Source organism: Nonomuraea sp. NPDC052265 (assembly GCF_044547985.1).
Taxonomy (GTDB): domain Bacteria; phylum Actinomycetota; class Actinomycetes; order Streptosporangiales; family Streptosporangiaceae; genus Nonomuraea.
Map to the genome: position 1 here is coordinate 129,558 of NZ_JBIUBJ010000004.1, position 13,241 is coordinate 142,798.

The window sequence follows — 13,241 nt, forward strand, 5'->3', positions numbered from 1 at the left end:
CGATGGCGTCGTCCCCCCCGTCCCCCCACGCCGCGCCGTCGAGGTGGCGGCGCGGCGAGGGCCCGCGCGCCCTGCTGTGGCTGTCGCCGTGGATCGTCGGAGTGTCGGTCTTCTTCGTCTATCCGCTGCTGTCCACGGTGTACTTCTCCTTCTACCGCTACGACATGACCAGCACGCCGGAGTTCATCGGGCTGGACAACTACGCGTACCTGCTGCACGACCCGAGGGTCGCGATGTCGGCGAAGAACACGCTGTGGCTGGTGGCGATCATGGTGCCCGCCACCGTGCTGTTCTCCCTGGCCCTGGCCCAGCTCGTGGTCAGGCTCAAGGCCGGGGTCGGCGTGCTGCGGACGATCTTCTACCTGCCGTCGCTGGTCCCGCTGGCGGCCGGGACGATCACGTTCGTCTTCCTGATGAACCCGGCCACCGGGCCGTGGAACAAGTTCCTGGCCCTGTTCGGGATCCACGGACCCGACTGGTTCGGCGACCCGGCCTGGTCCAAGCCGAGCCTGACGCTGCTGTCGCTGTGGAGCTGCGGCCAGCTCGCCGTGATCTTCATGGCGGCGCTGCTGGACGTCCCCAGGCACCTGTACGAGGCCGCCGCCATCGACGGCGCCGGGGCCTGGCGGCAGTTCCGCAGCGTGACGCTGCCGACGATCGCGCCGGTGCTGATGTTCGCCCTGGTCACCAACGTCATCTACGCCCTGCAGTACTTCACGCAGGCGATGATCGCCTCCCGGGTGGCCTCGGGCGCGACCGACTCCCCCGGCTCGGCCTTCACCCCCGGCTACCCGGACGAGTCGCTGCTGACGCTGCCGCAGTGGCTCTTCCAGTCGGGCTTCCGCGACTGGACGATGGGCTACGCGTGCGTGCTGGCGCTGTTGCTGTTCGCCACGTCCATGATCTTCACGTTGATCCTGCTGCGGCAGTTCCGCCGGGCCGAGGAGGCGATATGAGCGCGACCATGACCGCCCCGGCCCCACCGGCGGCGCCCGCGCGGCGGCAGGGGGTCAGGGCCCGGCGGCGGCGCACGCTGGTGTGGATCGCCACGCACGCGGTGGCGATCGTGCTGGCCCTGATGTTCCTGGCGCCGGTGGTGTTCCTGACGCTGACCGCGCTGATGACCGACGAGCAGGCGCTGACCGGCGACCTGTGGCCGCGCACGTGGAACTTCGACAACTTCGTGGTGGTGTTCGAGAAGTCGAAGCTGCTGCGCTGGGGGATCAACACGCTGCTGTACGCGGGCCTGGGCACGGTGTTCACGCTGCTGTCCTCCGTCCCGGTGGCCTACGCCCTGGCCCGCTTCCGCTTCCGGGGGCGGCGGGCGGCCTTCCTCCTGGTGATCACCGCGATGATGCTGCCGCCGCAGGTCATCGCGGTGCCGATCTACCTGGTGTGGGCCCGGCTGGGGCTGACCGACAGCCTGTGGCCGCTGATCCTGCCGATGTTGTTCGGCGACGCGTTCTCGATCTTCCTGCTCCGCCAGTTCCTGATCACGATCCCGCGCGAGTACATCGACGCGGCGAGGGTGGACGGGTGCTCGGACTTCAGGACGCTGGTGCGGGTGATCCTGCCGATGGCCCGTCCGGCCGTCGCCGCCGTCGCCCTGTTCCAGTTCTTCTACTGCTGGAACGACTACTACGGGCCGCTGCTGTACGCCGGCGTCGAGCAGGAGGGCTGGACGCTCTCGCTCGGCCTGGCCACGTTCAAGGCGTTCCACAGCGTCCAGTGGAACCTCACCATGGCCGCCACCCTGCTGGTGACCGCGCCGGTGATCATCGTGTTCTTCTTCGCCCAGAGAGTGTTCATCGAGGGCGTGACCTTGACAGGAGTGAAGGGTTGAAACTCGCCGTGGTCGGGGGCGGCTCGACGTACACGCCGGAGCTGATCGACGGGTTCGCCAGGCTGCGTGACGAGCTGCCCGTGACGGAGATAGCCCTCATCGATCCGGATCCGTCCCGTCTTGAGCTGGTGTCGGGGATGTCGCGGCGCATGCTGGCGCACGCCGGGCATCCGGCGCGCGTGCTGGCCACCTCCTCGGTCGCCGAGGGCGTCGCGGGGGCGCGGGTCGTGCTGTTCCAGCTCCGGGTGGGCGGGCAGGCGGCCAGGAACGTGGACGAGACGCTGCCGCTGGAGTGCGGCTGCGTGGGCCAGGAGACGACCGGCGCGGGCGGCCTGGCCAAGGCGCTGCGCACGGTCCCGGTGGTGCTGGAGCTGGCCGAGACCGTACGCCGGGAGGCCCCCGACGCCTGGATCATCGACTTCACCAACCCGGTCGGCATCGTCACCAGGGCGCTGCTCGACGCCGGACACCGGGCCATCGGGCTGTGCAACGTCGCGATCGGGTTCCAGCGCCGCTTCGCCGAGGGGCTGGGCGTCGAGCCCGGCCGCCTCTCGCTCGGCCACGTCGGGCTGAACCACCTGAGCTGGGAGCGTTCCGTCCATCTCGACGGCCGGGACGTGCTGCCCGACATCATCGACCGGGCCGGCGAGGAGATCGCCGAGTCCCTCGGGCTGCGGGTGGAGCTGATCCGGCGGCTGGGCGTCATCCCGTCCTACTACCTGCGCTACTTCTACGCCCACGACGCGGTGGTGCGCGAGCAGCGCGCCAAGCCGTCGCGGGCGGCCGAGGTGGCGGCGATGGAGACGCGGCTGCTGGAGATGTACGGCGACCCGTCGGTGGTGACCAAGCCGGAGCTGCTGGCCCAGCGGGGCGGCGCCTTCTACTCGGAGTCGGCGGTGGCCCTGATCGCCTCCCTGCTCGGTGACCGGGGCGACGCCCAGGTCGTCAACGTGCGCAACCAGGGCACCCTGCCCTTCCTGGACGACGACGCGGTCATCGAGGTGCCCGCCGCGATCACCGCCTCCGGCGCCGCGCCGCTGCCGGTGCCGCCCGTCGAGCCGCTGTACGCGGGGCTGATCGCGCACGTGTCGGCGTACGAGACCCTGGCCCTGGACGCGGCCCGCCGGGGCGGCGCCGACCGCGTGCGCGACGCCCTGCTGGCGCACCCGCTGATCGGCCAGGACGACGTCGCCGAGGAGCTGACCGGCCTGCTGCTGGAGGCCAACCGGGAGCACCTGCCCTGGACGGTGGGCTAGTGGCACGCCCCCGCCTGCTCCTGGCCGTCGACGGCGGCAACAGCAAGACCGACGTGGCGGTGGTCTGCGACGACGGCGAGGTGGTCGCGACCGGCCGGGCGGGCCCCTTCGAGCCGCAGAGCGCGGGCGTGGCGGCGGCCGTGGACGTGGTGGCCGAGGCGGCGGCCCGCTGCGGCGTGCCGGTCCCGGCGTTCGACCACGTCTCGGCCTGCCTGGCCGGGGCCGACTTCCCGGTGGAGGAGGAGGCGCTGGCCGCGGAGTTCGCCGCGCGCGGGTTCGGCGACGTGGTGGTGCGCAACGACACCTTCGCGCTGCTGCGGGCCGGCACGTCGGCGCCGTGGGGGGTCGCGGTGGTGTGCGGCGCGGGCATCAACGCGGTCGGCGTCTCCCCCACCGGGCAGGTCGCCCGCTTCCCCTCGCTCGGCCGCCTCAGCGGCGACTGGGGCGGCGGCCAGGGCGTGGCCGAGGACGCGCTGTGGCACGCCGTGCGCGCCGAGGACGGCCGCGGCGCGCCGACGGCCCTGACGGACCTGGTCACGTCCCATTTCGGCACGGCGACCGTCGAGGAGCTGGTGCTCGGCCTGCACTTCGGCCGGGTGGACGAGGGACGGCTGCACGAGCTGGCCCCCGGCGTGCTGGCCCTGGCGGCGGCCGGGGACGCGCTGGCCCGGTCGCTGGCCGAGCGGCAGGCCGAGGAGGTCACCGTGATGGCCGAGGTGTGCCTGCGGCGGCTCGGCCTGCTGGAGACGCCGGTCGAGGTGGTGCTCGGCGGCGGCATGCTCACCGCCCGAGACCCGCTGCTGACGCCGCTGCTGGAGGCGGCGTTCGCGGCCAGGGCGCCGCAGGCCGAGCTCGTGGTGGCGGACCTGCCGCCGGTGGCGGGGGCGGCGCTGCTGGGGCTGGAGCACCTGGGCGCCCCGCAGAGCGCGCTGAGGCGCCTGCGCGCCCACTTCGAGCTCCCGGTCACCCGCTGACCCGCCGTCCGGGCAGGTGCCGGACCGCCCGTCCGTCCGGGCACGTGCCGGACCGCCCGTCCGTCCGTCCGGGCATGTAGCGCGTTCCGGACGCCGGTTCTCGGGGCCGGCGTCCGTGGCGCGGCCGCGTCAGGCGGAGGCGTTCTGGTCGGGCTCGGCGGGGGTGACGTCGGAGGCGACGACGGGGGCGCGGTGCTCGTAGGGCGTGCTCAGGACCACGGTGGTGCGGGTGGAGACGTTGGCCGAGGCGCGGATCTGCTGCAGCAGGTCCTCCAGCGCCACCGGGGAGGCCACCCGGACCTTGAGGATGTAGCTCTCGTCCCCGGCGACGCTGTGGCAGGCCTCGATGGCGCTCAGGTGGGCCAGCCGCTCGGGGGCGTCGTCGGGCGCGGCGGGGTCGATCGGCTTGATCGACACGAACGCGGTCAGCGACAGCCCGATCGCGTCGTGGTCGATGATGGCGGCGTAGCCGCGGACGACCCCGCGCTTCTCCAGGCGGCGTACGCGCTGGTGGACCGCGGAGACGGAGAGCCCGGTCTCCCTGGCCAGGTCGGTGAAACTCATGCGGCCGTCGTGGGCGAGAAGCGTGACGATCCGGCGGTCGATCTCCTCCATCGGTCAAAGGTAGCCGGTGATGGTCACGACATGGTCCCGACGGGAGCGACCCCTCTGTTCATCGCGTGCTCGACCAGGGTGATGAGCACCTGGCGGCCGGAGTCGCGCCTGCGGGCGTCGCACAGCACGATGGGGACGTCGGGTTCCAGCCCGATGGCCGAGCGGACCTCGCCGACGGTGAAGGGCCTGGTGCCGTCGAAGCAGTTGAGCGCGATGATGAACGGCTGCTCGCGCTTCTCGAAGTAGTCGACCGCCGGGAAGCAGTCGGCCAGGCGGCGGGTGTCGGCCAGCACCACCGCGCCCAGCGCGCCCATGGCCAGCTCGTCCCACACGAACCAGAAACGTTCCTGGCCCGGGGTGCCGAACAGGTAGAGCATGTAGTCGTCGCGGATGGTGATGCGGCCGAAGTCCATCGCGACGGTCGTGGTGAGTTTGCGCTCGACGCCCGACAGGTCGTCGACGTGCGTGCCGACGTGGGTGAGCGCCTCTTCCGTGCGCAGCGGGCGGGTCTCGGAGACGGCGCCCACCATGGTGGTCTTGCCCGCGCCGAATCCGCCGGCGATCAAGATCTTGATCGCGGTCGGGAGCCGCCAACGGTCGACGCGACCGAATTCCATCCAGCACCGCCCGTACAGGTCCCGCGCACGTGCGACCTTCGCGCATGGTCAGTGAAATCTGTCAAGGCGCGTGGTGAAGGCCGTTCGACGTGCCTGGCATCGAGCCACCCTAGCAACGCCACATTTTGCACTCAAGACATAAACTTTTACAAGGAACCAAATGTCACGGTTTATCGTCGCTAGTCCCATAAATCGCCTGCGCGGTGCGGGGCGGTCAAGGGACTTGTCAGCTTATTCGACGGGATCGTTAGGTAGCTGGGTCGAAGTCCGAAATACCGGTGAAGCCGGCGTTGAAGCCGATCCGTCGGCGCAGGTAGGCGGCCGTGCGCGGGCTGCACCCGCGCAACGTCTCGATCAGGCCGGTCGCCTCCCGGGCCAGACCGGCCATCGCGTCGGTGACCTCGCCGCCGGTGACCCCGAGCCCGAGCACGTTGAGGTCCCCCCAGCTCAGGTCCCTGCGGTAGGAGGCGACGTCGCCGAGCAGGTGCAGGTAGCGCTGGACCCGGCGGCTGACCGCCCGCAGCTCCGCCAGGTGGCCCCTGGTCCAGCCGTCGCCGGTGTAGATCCAGTGGGACAGGTCCACGAAGCAGGAGCCGCGGCTGTCGGCGTTGTCGAGGTAGCGTTCCAGCGTGGGCACGGCCCGCGTGTCCCGCCACCCCCAGGCCCTGGCCATCCCGTCCAGCGTCCGGGCGAGCTGGTCGTGCCAGAGCCGCCGCGCCAGGCCGAACCCCTCGACGGTGGCCAGCTCGTCCCGCAGGTCGGCCAGGAAGCGGGTGACCGGCGACCGCGGCACCGCGCCCCCGGCGACCGCCAGGCACTCGCGGGTCAGCCGGTCGACCTGCTCGCCGGGCACCCTAGGGCCACCCGCACGGTACGCAGCTCATGGGCGACGCCCCCCAACAGCCGGCCGGACGAATGCACCTGCCGACGAATTGTTTCATGATCACGTAAGGCCGATCAAGGCGTCCCCACCCTCACCCGCCCACCCCACCGATACCCACAAACACCCCGCCACCCCCCTGTCCTCGGATCGCCGAGGCCCCGCGGGGCCGCCGAAGCCGCGGCCCCCCAGGGGCGGCAAGCCGGTCAGGGGCGGTCAGGGGGTGGGTGGGAAGGCGGCCCAGAGGGCGGTGGCGTCGTCGTGTCGCTTGCCGCGCACCGCCCCCCGCGCGACCTCCAGCCCCCGTACGGCCGAGATGAGCGCCCCAGGCCCCCCGCCGGCCAGCTCGGCCAGCACCGACTCCCAGCTCCACCCGTACCACTCCACCAGCCGGGTCACCCCGTCGGTGAACAGCCCGGCCCCCACCAGCCCGGACGCCTCCACGACCCCGCTGACCGCCCGCCCGGCGGCCTCGGGCCGGGTGGAGGCCACCCAGAACCCGCCGTCGGCGTTGCGCATGCGCCGCACCAGCTCCAGCGAGTACGGCCGCCCGCCCGGCAACCGCTCCACCCGGTCGTCGCCGATGACCTCGGCCCCGCCGTCGGCGCGCGCGAGCACGACCGGGGAGTCCCCCAGCACCAGGTACTCCACCACTCCCCCGCCGAAGCGCATCATGGCCACGGTCGCGGACGGCGAGTCGGGGTCGCCCAGGTCGCACGTGCCGGAGTGGGCGCCCATGGTGACGGAGATGGCCTCGGCCAGGATCTCGCCCAGGGACGAGCGCCCGTCGGCGGCCAGACCGGCGGCCAGCGCCCCGCCGAGCCGCCCCACCAGCCACGCGACGCCGTGGGCGCAGCCGCCGTCGACCCCGGCCGCGGCCGTGGCCCCGTCGAGCACGACCGCCCACGAGGGCCCGGCCACCGCCAGGTCCTCGTTGGGCCGCGCCGACCCGGGCCGGGTGGCGTACCTGACCTCGGTGAACACGACCGTTACGGCTGGACGGTCACCAGCTCGCGCGGCGTGTTGTTCAGCCGCTCGCCGCCGGTCTCGGTACACACGACGATGTCCTCGATCCGGGCGCCGTGACGGCCGGGCAGGTAGATGCCGGGCTCGACGGAGAAGGCGAACCCGGCCTCCATCGGCTCGTCGTTCCCCGAGACGATGTAGGGCTCCTCGTGCGTCTCGATGCCGATGCCGTGGCCGGTGCGGTGGATGAAGTAGTCGCCGTAGCCCGCCTCGGCGATGACGTCGCGGGCCGCCGCGTCGATCGACTCGCACGACACGCCCGGCCGCACCGCGGCGCAGGCGGCGTCCTGGGCCCGGCGCAGCACCTCGTAGTAGGCGGCGAACTCGGCGGGCGGCTCGCCCACGCTGTAGGTGCGCGTGGAGTCGGAGCAGTAGCCGTTGTGCAACTGGCCGCCGATGTCGACCACGACCGGCTCGCCGGCCTGGATCACCCGGTCGGACACGTCGTGGTGGGGGCTGGCGCCGTTGGGCCCGGAGGCGACGATGACGAAGTCGACGGTGGCGTGGCCGGCGGCCAGGATCGCCTCGGCGATGTCGCGGCCCACCTCGCGCTCGGTACGGCCGGCGCGCAGCAGCCCGGGCACCTGCCGGTGGACCGCGTCGATGGCCTCGCCCGCCTCGCGCAGGGCCGCCACCTCGGCCGGCGACTTGCGCATGCGCAGGTCGCGCAGCACCGTGCCGGCCAGCACCTGCCCGGCCTCCGGCAGCACCTCGCGGAAGCGCAGCGACGCCATGGCCCACATGCGGTCGGCCAGCCCCACCTTGGCCACCCGGCCCAGCCGGGAGGCGGCGATGCGGTAGGGGTCGTCGGTCTCGTCCCAGGCCACGAACTCCAGCCCGAGCCGGGCGGCGGGCGAGGCCTGCGCGGCCGGCAGCTCAAGCCGGGGCACCATCATGTACGCCTCCCCCGAGGCGGGCACCACGAGGCAGGTCAGCCGCTCCAGCGGCTTGGCGTCGTAGCCGCTGACATAGCGCAGGTCGGGCCCGGGGGTGAGCAGCAGGGCGTCGAGGCCGGCCTTGGCGGTGGCCTCCTGCGTGGCGGCAAGACGGGACACGGGATACAGGTCTGAGGACGTCACGAGCCAAATCTACTCGGAGGCCCGGCGACCTCACTCCAGCAGGCCGCTTGTCCGCCGAGGGCTAAAATCCGCGAAAACTTCTCACAACGCGGGACCCCATGGCTACACTCCGTTCCACATTGATCACGTAGTGTGGGGTCAATTGTCCAGTTCCACTGCACTTTGAGAGTGAGGCCATGGTCGACTTCGCAGGCGCGGCAGAGCTGGTCAGGCAGGGGGCGCCGCACGGGCGGGCGCGCGGGGCCGGCGCGGAGCTGCTGGCCGTCCGGCTCGCCCACGCCGAGCGGCTGGGCAACATGGGCTGGGCCGAATGGAACCTGCGCACGGGGGCCGCGATCTGGTCCGACCAGGTCTACGCGATCTTCGGAAGGGACCGCGAGGAGGGGCCGCTGTCACTTCCCGACCTGGCCGTCATGGTCGAGCCCGCCGACCTCGGCGCGCTCGACCGGCTGCTGTGGCAGGTGGTGGAGGGCGTCGAGGCGGTGCACGCGGAGTTCCGCGTCAGGCGCGGCACGGGCGAGCTGCGCGACCTGCGCGTCGTGCTCGAACCGCTGATGTCGTCCGGCGGCCCGGTCGGCATGCACGGCGTCATCCAGGACATCACCGGCCGCCGCAGGGCCGAGCGCCTGATGTCGGAGTCGCGCCGCCAGCTCCTGGAGGCCCGCGAGCAGGCGGCCGAGGAGCGCAACGTGATGCTGGCGCTGCGTGAGGCCATCCTGCCCGCGCCCACCGGCTGCCTCGACCTGCCGGGGGCCAGGATCGCCGTCCGCTACGTGCCGGCCGAGAAGACCGCGAGCCTGGGCGGCGACTGGTTCGAGGCCGCGACCACGCCCGACGGCCGCCTGCTGCTGGCCATCGGCGACGTGTCGGGCCACGGCCTGCCCGCCATCGCCCACATGGCCCACTTGCGCCACGCGCTCGTCGGCCTCACCATGACCGGCCGGCCCGCCGACCGCCTGCTGTCCTGGCTCAACGATCTGGTCCTCCACCAGCTCAAGGACACCACCGCCACGGCCGTCATCGGCCACCTCGACCCCGAGAGGCTGCTGTTCACCTGGGGCCAGGCGGGCAACCTCGACCCCATCCTGGTGCGCGGCGGCCGGGCGTCCAGGCTGGTCAGGCCGCGGGGCGTGCTGCTCGGCGCGGTCTCCGGGCGGCCCTACGAGCTGGCCCACACCCGGCTGCGGCCCGGCGACCTGCTGCTGATGTTCACCGACGGGCTGGTCGAGCGGCGCACCCGCGACATCGACGTCGGCCGGGAGCTGGTCCTGGCCGCCGCCGCCGGCCTGTCCGCCCACGACCTGGAGGCCGGGCTCGACCGCCTCCTGGCCGAGATCGGCGGCCCCAACCCCGAGGACGACGCGTGCCTGCTGGCCGTCGCCGTCCCGGAGCCGGACGGGAGGGCGGCGGGGGTGCGACCATAGACGGGTGCTCATGCTTCTGGACACACCGTCCCTCTACTTCCGCGCCTTCTACGGCGTCCCGGAGTCGGTCAAGGCGCCCGACGGCTCCCCTGTCAACGCGGTGCGCGGCCTCATCGACATGATCGCCACCCTGGTACGTCAGCACTCCCCGGCCGCGCTCGCCGCCACCATGGACGCCGACTGGCGGCCCGCCTTCAGGGTGGCGGCGATCCCGACGTACAAGGCGCACCGGGTGGCCCACGGCGACGCCGAGGAGGTGCCCGAGGCGCTGGTCCCGCAGATCGCGGTGATCAACGAGGTCCTCGACGCCGTGGGCATCGCCCGTCCCGAGTCGCCCGGCTTCGAGGCCGACGACGTGATCGGCACCCTCACCCACCAGGCCAGGGGCGCCGTCGAGATCGTCACCGGCGACCGCGACCTGTTCCAGCTCGTCGACGACTCGCGCCCGGTCCGCGTCCTGTACACCGCGCGCGGCATCCGCAACCTGCAGTTCGTGGACGAGGCGTTCGTCACCGCCAAGTACGGCATCCCCGGCCGCGCCTACGCCGACTTCGCCACCCTGCGCGGCGACCCCAGCGACGGCCTGCCCGGCGTGCCCGGCGTCGGCGAGAAGACGGCAGCGGCCCTGATCACCCGGTTCGGCTCGCTCGCCGCGCTGCTGGAGGCGCTCGACTCCGGCGTCACCGAGGGGTTCCCGGCCGGCGCCCGCAACCGCCTGGCCGCCGCCCGCGACTACCTCGACGCCGCGCCGGCCGTGGTCGAGGTGGCCTCCGACGCGCCGCTGCCCGCCGCCGACCTGACGCTGCCGGACAAGCCGCGCGACCCGGAGGCCCTGGTGGCCCTGGCCGACCGCCACGGCCTCGACAGCCCGCTCAACCGCCTGCTGGAGGCGCTCAGGAGCTGAGGAACTCCCGCACGGCGTCCTGGGCCGCCTCGCGCAGGCGGCCGTGCACGGCCGCGTTCTCCTCGCGGTCGGTGCGCACCTCCACCACCCGCGGCCCCTCGCCGCGCATCGCCTTGGGCAGCTCGCTGACGTCCCCGAGCAGCGTGTACGGCGTCCCGGTGGCGGCGGCGGTGTAGGCCAGGTCCACGCCGTGCGGGGTGCCGAAGACCCGCTCGAACGGGTCGCGCACCGCCGCCTGCGGCAGCAGCGAGAAGATGCCGCCGCCGTCGTTGTTGACGACCACCATGCACAGGTCCGGACGGGGCTCGCGCGGGCCGAGGACCAGCCCGTTCTGGTCGTGCAGGAACGACAGGTCGCCGAGCAGCGCGTACGAGGGCCCGTTGTGCGCCAGCGCCGCCCCCATGGCCGTGGACACCAGCCCGTCGATGCCCGAGGCGCCCCGGTTGGCCATCAGCCTGATGCCGCGCCGCGGCCGCATGGACTGGTCGAGGTCCCTGATCGGCATCGAGGAGCCGCAGAACAGCAGCGCGCCGTTGGGCAGCGCGTCGACCAGGTCGCGGGCCAGGCGCGGCTCGGTGGTGCCGGAGACGTCCAGGACGGCGTCGAGGGCCGACCGGACGGCGGCGTCGGCCTGCCGCCAGGCGTGCAGCCAGCTGTCGTCGCCGGAGGCCACCGGGATCTCCACGGCCTGCGCGACCTGCGTGGCCGACCTGGTCGGGTCGGGCCAGCGGTCGAGGTCGGGGGCGACCACGATGTGCTCCTCGGCCCGCTTGAGCCACGACAGCAGCGGCCGCGACAGCCCGGGGCGGCCCAGCGTGACGACCACGTCGGGGCGGTGGGAGTCGGCGAACTCGGGGGTGCCCAGCAGGTAGTGGTAGCTGGAGATGGAGTGGTCGCCGTAGCGGGCGCCGCCGTTGGGCTCCGACAGCACCGGCCAGCCCGCCATGCCGGCGGCGGCCACGTAGCGCCGGACGTTGGCCGCGCCGTCGCCGACGACGAGCACGCCGCGCCGGGTGGGCGGGATGTGCAGGGCGATGGGCGGGGGCGCGACGCGGGCCCGCACCCAGGGGCCGTTCGCGCCGCCGTCGAGCGGCTCGGACCAGCTCGTGTCGCCGTCGGGGATCAGCGGTTCCCTGAAGGCCATGTTGAGGTGCACCGGGCCGGGGTTGGCCGGGCCCGAGGCGCGCTGGTAGGCGCGGCAGGCCAGCGAACGCCAGTAGGCGACCATGCCGGGACGGTCTTCGGGCACGCCGACCTCGGCGAACCAGCGGATGGCGGTGCCGTACAGCTTGACCTGGTCGATCGTCTGGTTGGCGCCGGTGCCGCGCAGCTCGGGCGGGCGGTCGGCGGTGAGGACGAGCAGCGGCACGCCCGACTCGTTCGCCTCGATCACCGCCGGGTGGAAGTTGGCCGCGGCCGTGCCGGATGAGCAGATCAGCGCCACCGGCCGTTCGGAGCGCTTGGCCAGGCCGAGCGCCAGGAAGGAGGCCGAACGCTCGTCGATGCGCACGTGCAGGCGCACCCGCGACTCGGCGTGCAGGGCCAGGGCGAGCGGGGCGGAGCGCGAGCCGGGCGCGAGCACCACGTCGGTCAGGCCACAGCGCACCAGCTCGTCGACGAGCACGGTGGCCAGCGCGGTTGCGGGGTTCAACGTGACGCCTCCTGCATCCGGCGAAGCCACTGGGCAGATTCAATCTCAAATTCCGACAAATGCTGAAAATTCACCGAGGGGCGTCGAACCGGGAGCCACCCGTCCACGGGCGCCAGCGAGTCGTCCACCACGTCGCCCGCCAGCAGCGACATCGTGCCGAGCCCGCACGCGTACGGCAGCGACGGCAGCGCCGCCGCCAGCGCGACCCCCGCCGCCAGCCCCACGGACGTCTCCACGGCGCTGGAGACCACGGCGGGCAGCCCGCAGGACTCCACCACCCGCAGCGCGGCGCGCACCCCGCCCAGCGGCTGCACCTTGACCACCGCGATGTCGGCGGCCTCGGCCGCCCTGACCCGCAGCGGGTCCTCGGCGCGCCGGATCGACTCGTCGGCCGCGATCGGCACGTCGACCGCCCTGCGCACCGCGGCCAGCTCCTCCAGGGTCGCGCACGGCTGCTCGGCGTACTCCAGGCCGAACCGGTCGAGGCGCTTGAGCCGGGTGACGGCCTCGTCGACCTCCCAGGCGCCGTTGACGTCGACCCTCAGCCGCCCGGACGGCCCCAGGGCGTCACGCACCGCCTCCACCCTGGCCAGGTCGTCGGCGAACGTCTGGCCAGGCTCGGCCACCTTGACCTTCGCCGTGCCGCAGCCCGAGCGTCGCACCAGCTCGTGGGCCTGCTCGGCGCCGACCGCCGGGACGGTGGCGTTGACCGGGACGCGGTCGCGCACCGGCTCCGGCCACCCCTCGAAGGCGGCCTCACGGGCGCACGCCAGCCAGCGGGCGCACTCGCGCGGGCCGTACTCGGGGAACGGGGAGAACTCACCCCAGCCCGCCGGACCGTGCAGCAGCACGCCCTCCCTGACGGTCTGCCCGCGAAACCGCGTCCGCATCGGAATCCGGAAGACCACGGGAGAACGCGCCACGACCCTACCCTGCACCTGTGTCCGACCTGTCGCCATTAACCTTACGAGC

At 73.2% G+C, this 13,241-nt stretch carries 13 protein-coding genes; 6 read left to right on the forward strand and 7 right to left on the reverse strand.

What is annotated here, in order from left to right; genetic code table 11:
• Positions 1–2: 2 nt before the first annotated feature.
• From ACIHAD_RS14165 to ACIHAD_RS14180, 4 genes are read left to right on the forward strand one after another with little or no spacing between them, the layout of a single operon-like run.
• Complete coding sequence (locus ACIHAD_RS14165) at positions 3–956, forward strand: carbohydrate ABC transporter permease (RefSeq protein ID WP_397354817.1); 954 nt, start codon at positions 3–5, stop codon at positions 954–956.
• Positions 953–1,843, forward strand: coding sequence for a carbohydrate ABC transporter permease (locus tag ACIHAD_RS14170; RefSeq protein ID WP_397354818.1), 891 nt, complete (start codon positions 953–955; stop codon positions 1,841–1,843). The genes ACIHAD_RS14165 and ACIHAD_RS14170 overlap by 4 nt, the downstream gene beginning before the upstream one ends.
• Positions 1,840–3,099: a 6-phospho-beta-glucosidase gene (locus ACIHAD_RS14175; protein ID WP_397354819.1), complete on the forward strand. Its 1,260-nt coding sequence runs from the start codon at positions 1,840–1,842 to the stop codon at positions 3,097–3,099. Before ACIHAD_RS14170 ends, ACIHAD_RS14175 begins: the two co-directional genes overlap by 4 nt.
• Entirely contained in the window at positions 3,099–4,073 is a 975-nt protein-coding gene (locus tag ACIHAD_RS14180; RefSeq protein ID WP_397354820.1) for an N-acetylglucosamine kinase, read from the forward strand. The genes ACIHAD_RS14175 and ACIHAD_RS14180 overlap by 1 nt, the downstream gene beginning before the upstream one ends.
• Before the next feature lie 129 nt (positions 4,074–4,202).
• On the opposite strand, the gene ACIHAD_RS14185 is transcribed toward ACIHAD_RS14180, so the two are convergent.
• The 5 genes from ACIHAD_RS14185 to ACIHAD_RS14205 all read right to left on the reverse strand — a co-directional run bounded on the left by ACIHAD_RS14185 (position 4,203) and on the right by ACIHAD_RS14205 (position 8,290).
• Positions 4,203–4,688: an Lrp/AsnC family transcriptional regulator gene (locus ACIHAD_RS14185; protein WP_397354821.1), complete on the reverse strand. Its 486-nt coding sequence runs from the start codon at positions 4,686–4,688 to the stop codon at positions 4,203–4,205.
• A gap of 23 nt (positions 4,689–4,711) precedes the next feature.
• Positions 4,712–5,305 carry an ATP/GTP-binding protein gene (locus ACIHAD_RS14190; protein ID WP_357704895.1) on the reverse strand — a complete coding sequence of 198 codons (594 nt, stop codon included), beginning with the start codon at positions 5,303–5,305 and terminating at the stop codon, positions 4,712–4,714.
• A gap of 247 nt (positions 5,306–5,552) precedes the next feature.
• Complete coding sequence (locus ACIHAD_RS14195; RefSeq protein ID WP_397354822.1) at positions 5,553–6,158, reverse strand: terpene synthase family protein; 606 nt, start codon at positions 6,156–6,158, stop codon at positions 5,553–5,555.
• Positions 6,159–6,401: 243 nt separating this feature from the next.
• Positions 6,402–7,169 (reverse strand): protein phosphatase 2C domain-containing protein, encoded by a 768-nt coding sequence (locus tag ACIHAD_RS14200; protein WP_397354823.1) that lies wholly within the window; start codon positions 7,167–7,169, stop codon positions 6,402–6,404.
• A 5-nt stretch (positions 7,170–7,174) separates the two neighbouring features.
• Positions 7,175–8,290, reverse strand: coding sequence for a M24 family metallopeptidase (locus tag ACIHAD_RS14205; protein WP_397354824.1), 1,116 nt, complete (start codon positions 8,288–8,290; stop codon positions 7,175–7,177).
• Between the two features lie 176 nt (positions 8,291–8,466).
• Between ACIHAD_RS14205 and ACIHAD_RS14210 the strand changes: the two genes are divergently transcribed.
• Positions 8,467–9,714, forward strand: a complete 1,248-nt coding sequence (locus ACIHAD_RS14210; RefSeq protein ID WP_397354825.1) for a PP2C family protein-serine/threonine phosphatase — start codon at positions 8,467–8,469, stop codon at positions 9,712–9,714.
• A 10-nt stretch (positions 9,715–9,724) separates the two neighbouring features.
• Positions 9,725–10,618, forward strand: coding sequence for a 5'-3' exonuclease H3TH domain-containing protein (locus tag ACIHAD_RS14215; protein WP_397355371.1), 894 nt, complete (start codon positions 9,725–9,727; stop codon positions 10,616–10,618).
• Here the strand turns inward: ACIHAD_RS14215 and menD are convergent.
• Together menD and ACIHAD_RS14225 are read right to left on the reverse strand one after the other, a co-directional pair.
• Entirely contained in the window at positions 10,608–12,269 is a 1,662-nt protein-coding gene (gene menD, locus ACIHAD_RS14220) for a 2-succinyl-5-enolpyruvyl-6-hydroxy-3-cyclohexene-1-carboxylic-acid synthase (RefSeq protein ID WP_397354826.1), read from the reverse strand. The two genes, ACIHAD_RS14215 and menD, sit on opposite strands and share 11 nt — an antisense overlap.
• On the reverse strand, positions 12,266–13,159 hold the full coding sequence (locus tag ACIHAD_RS14225) for an o-succinylbenzoate synthase (protein WP_397355372.1): 894 nt from the start codon (positions 13,157–13,159) through the stop codon (positions 12,266–12,268). Before ACIHAD_RS14225 ends, menD begins: the two co-directional genes overlap by 4 nt.
• Positions 13,160–13,241 lie beyond the last annotated feature (82 nt).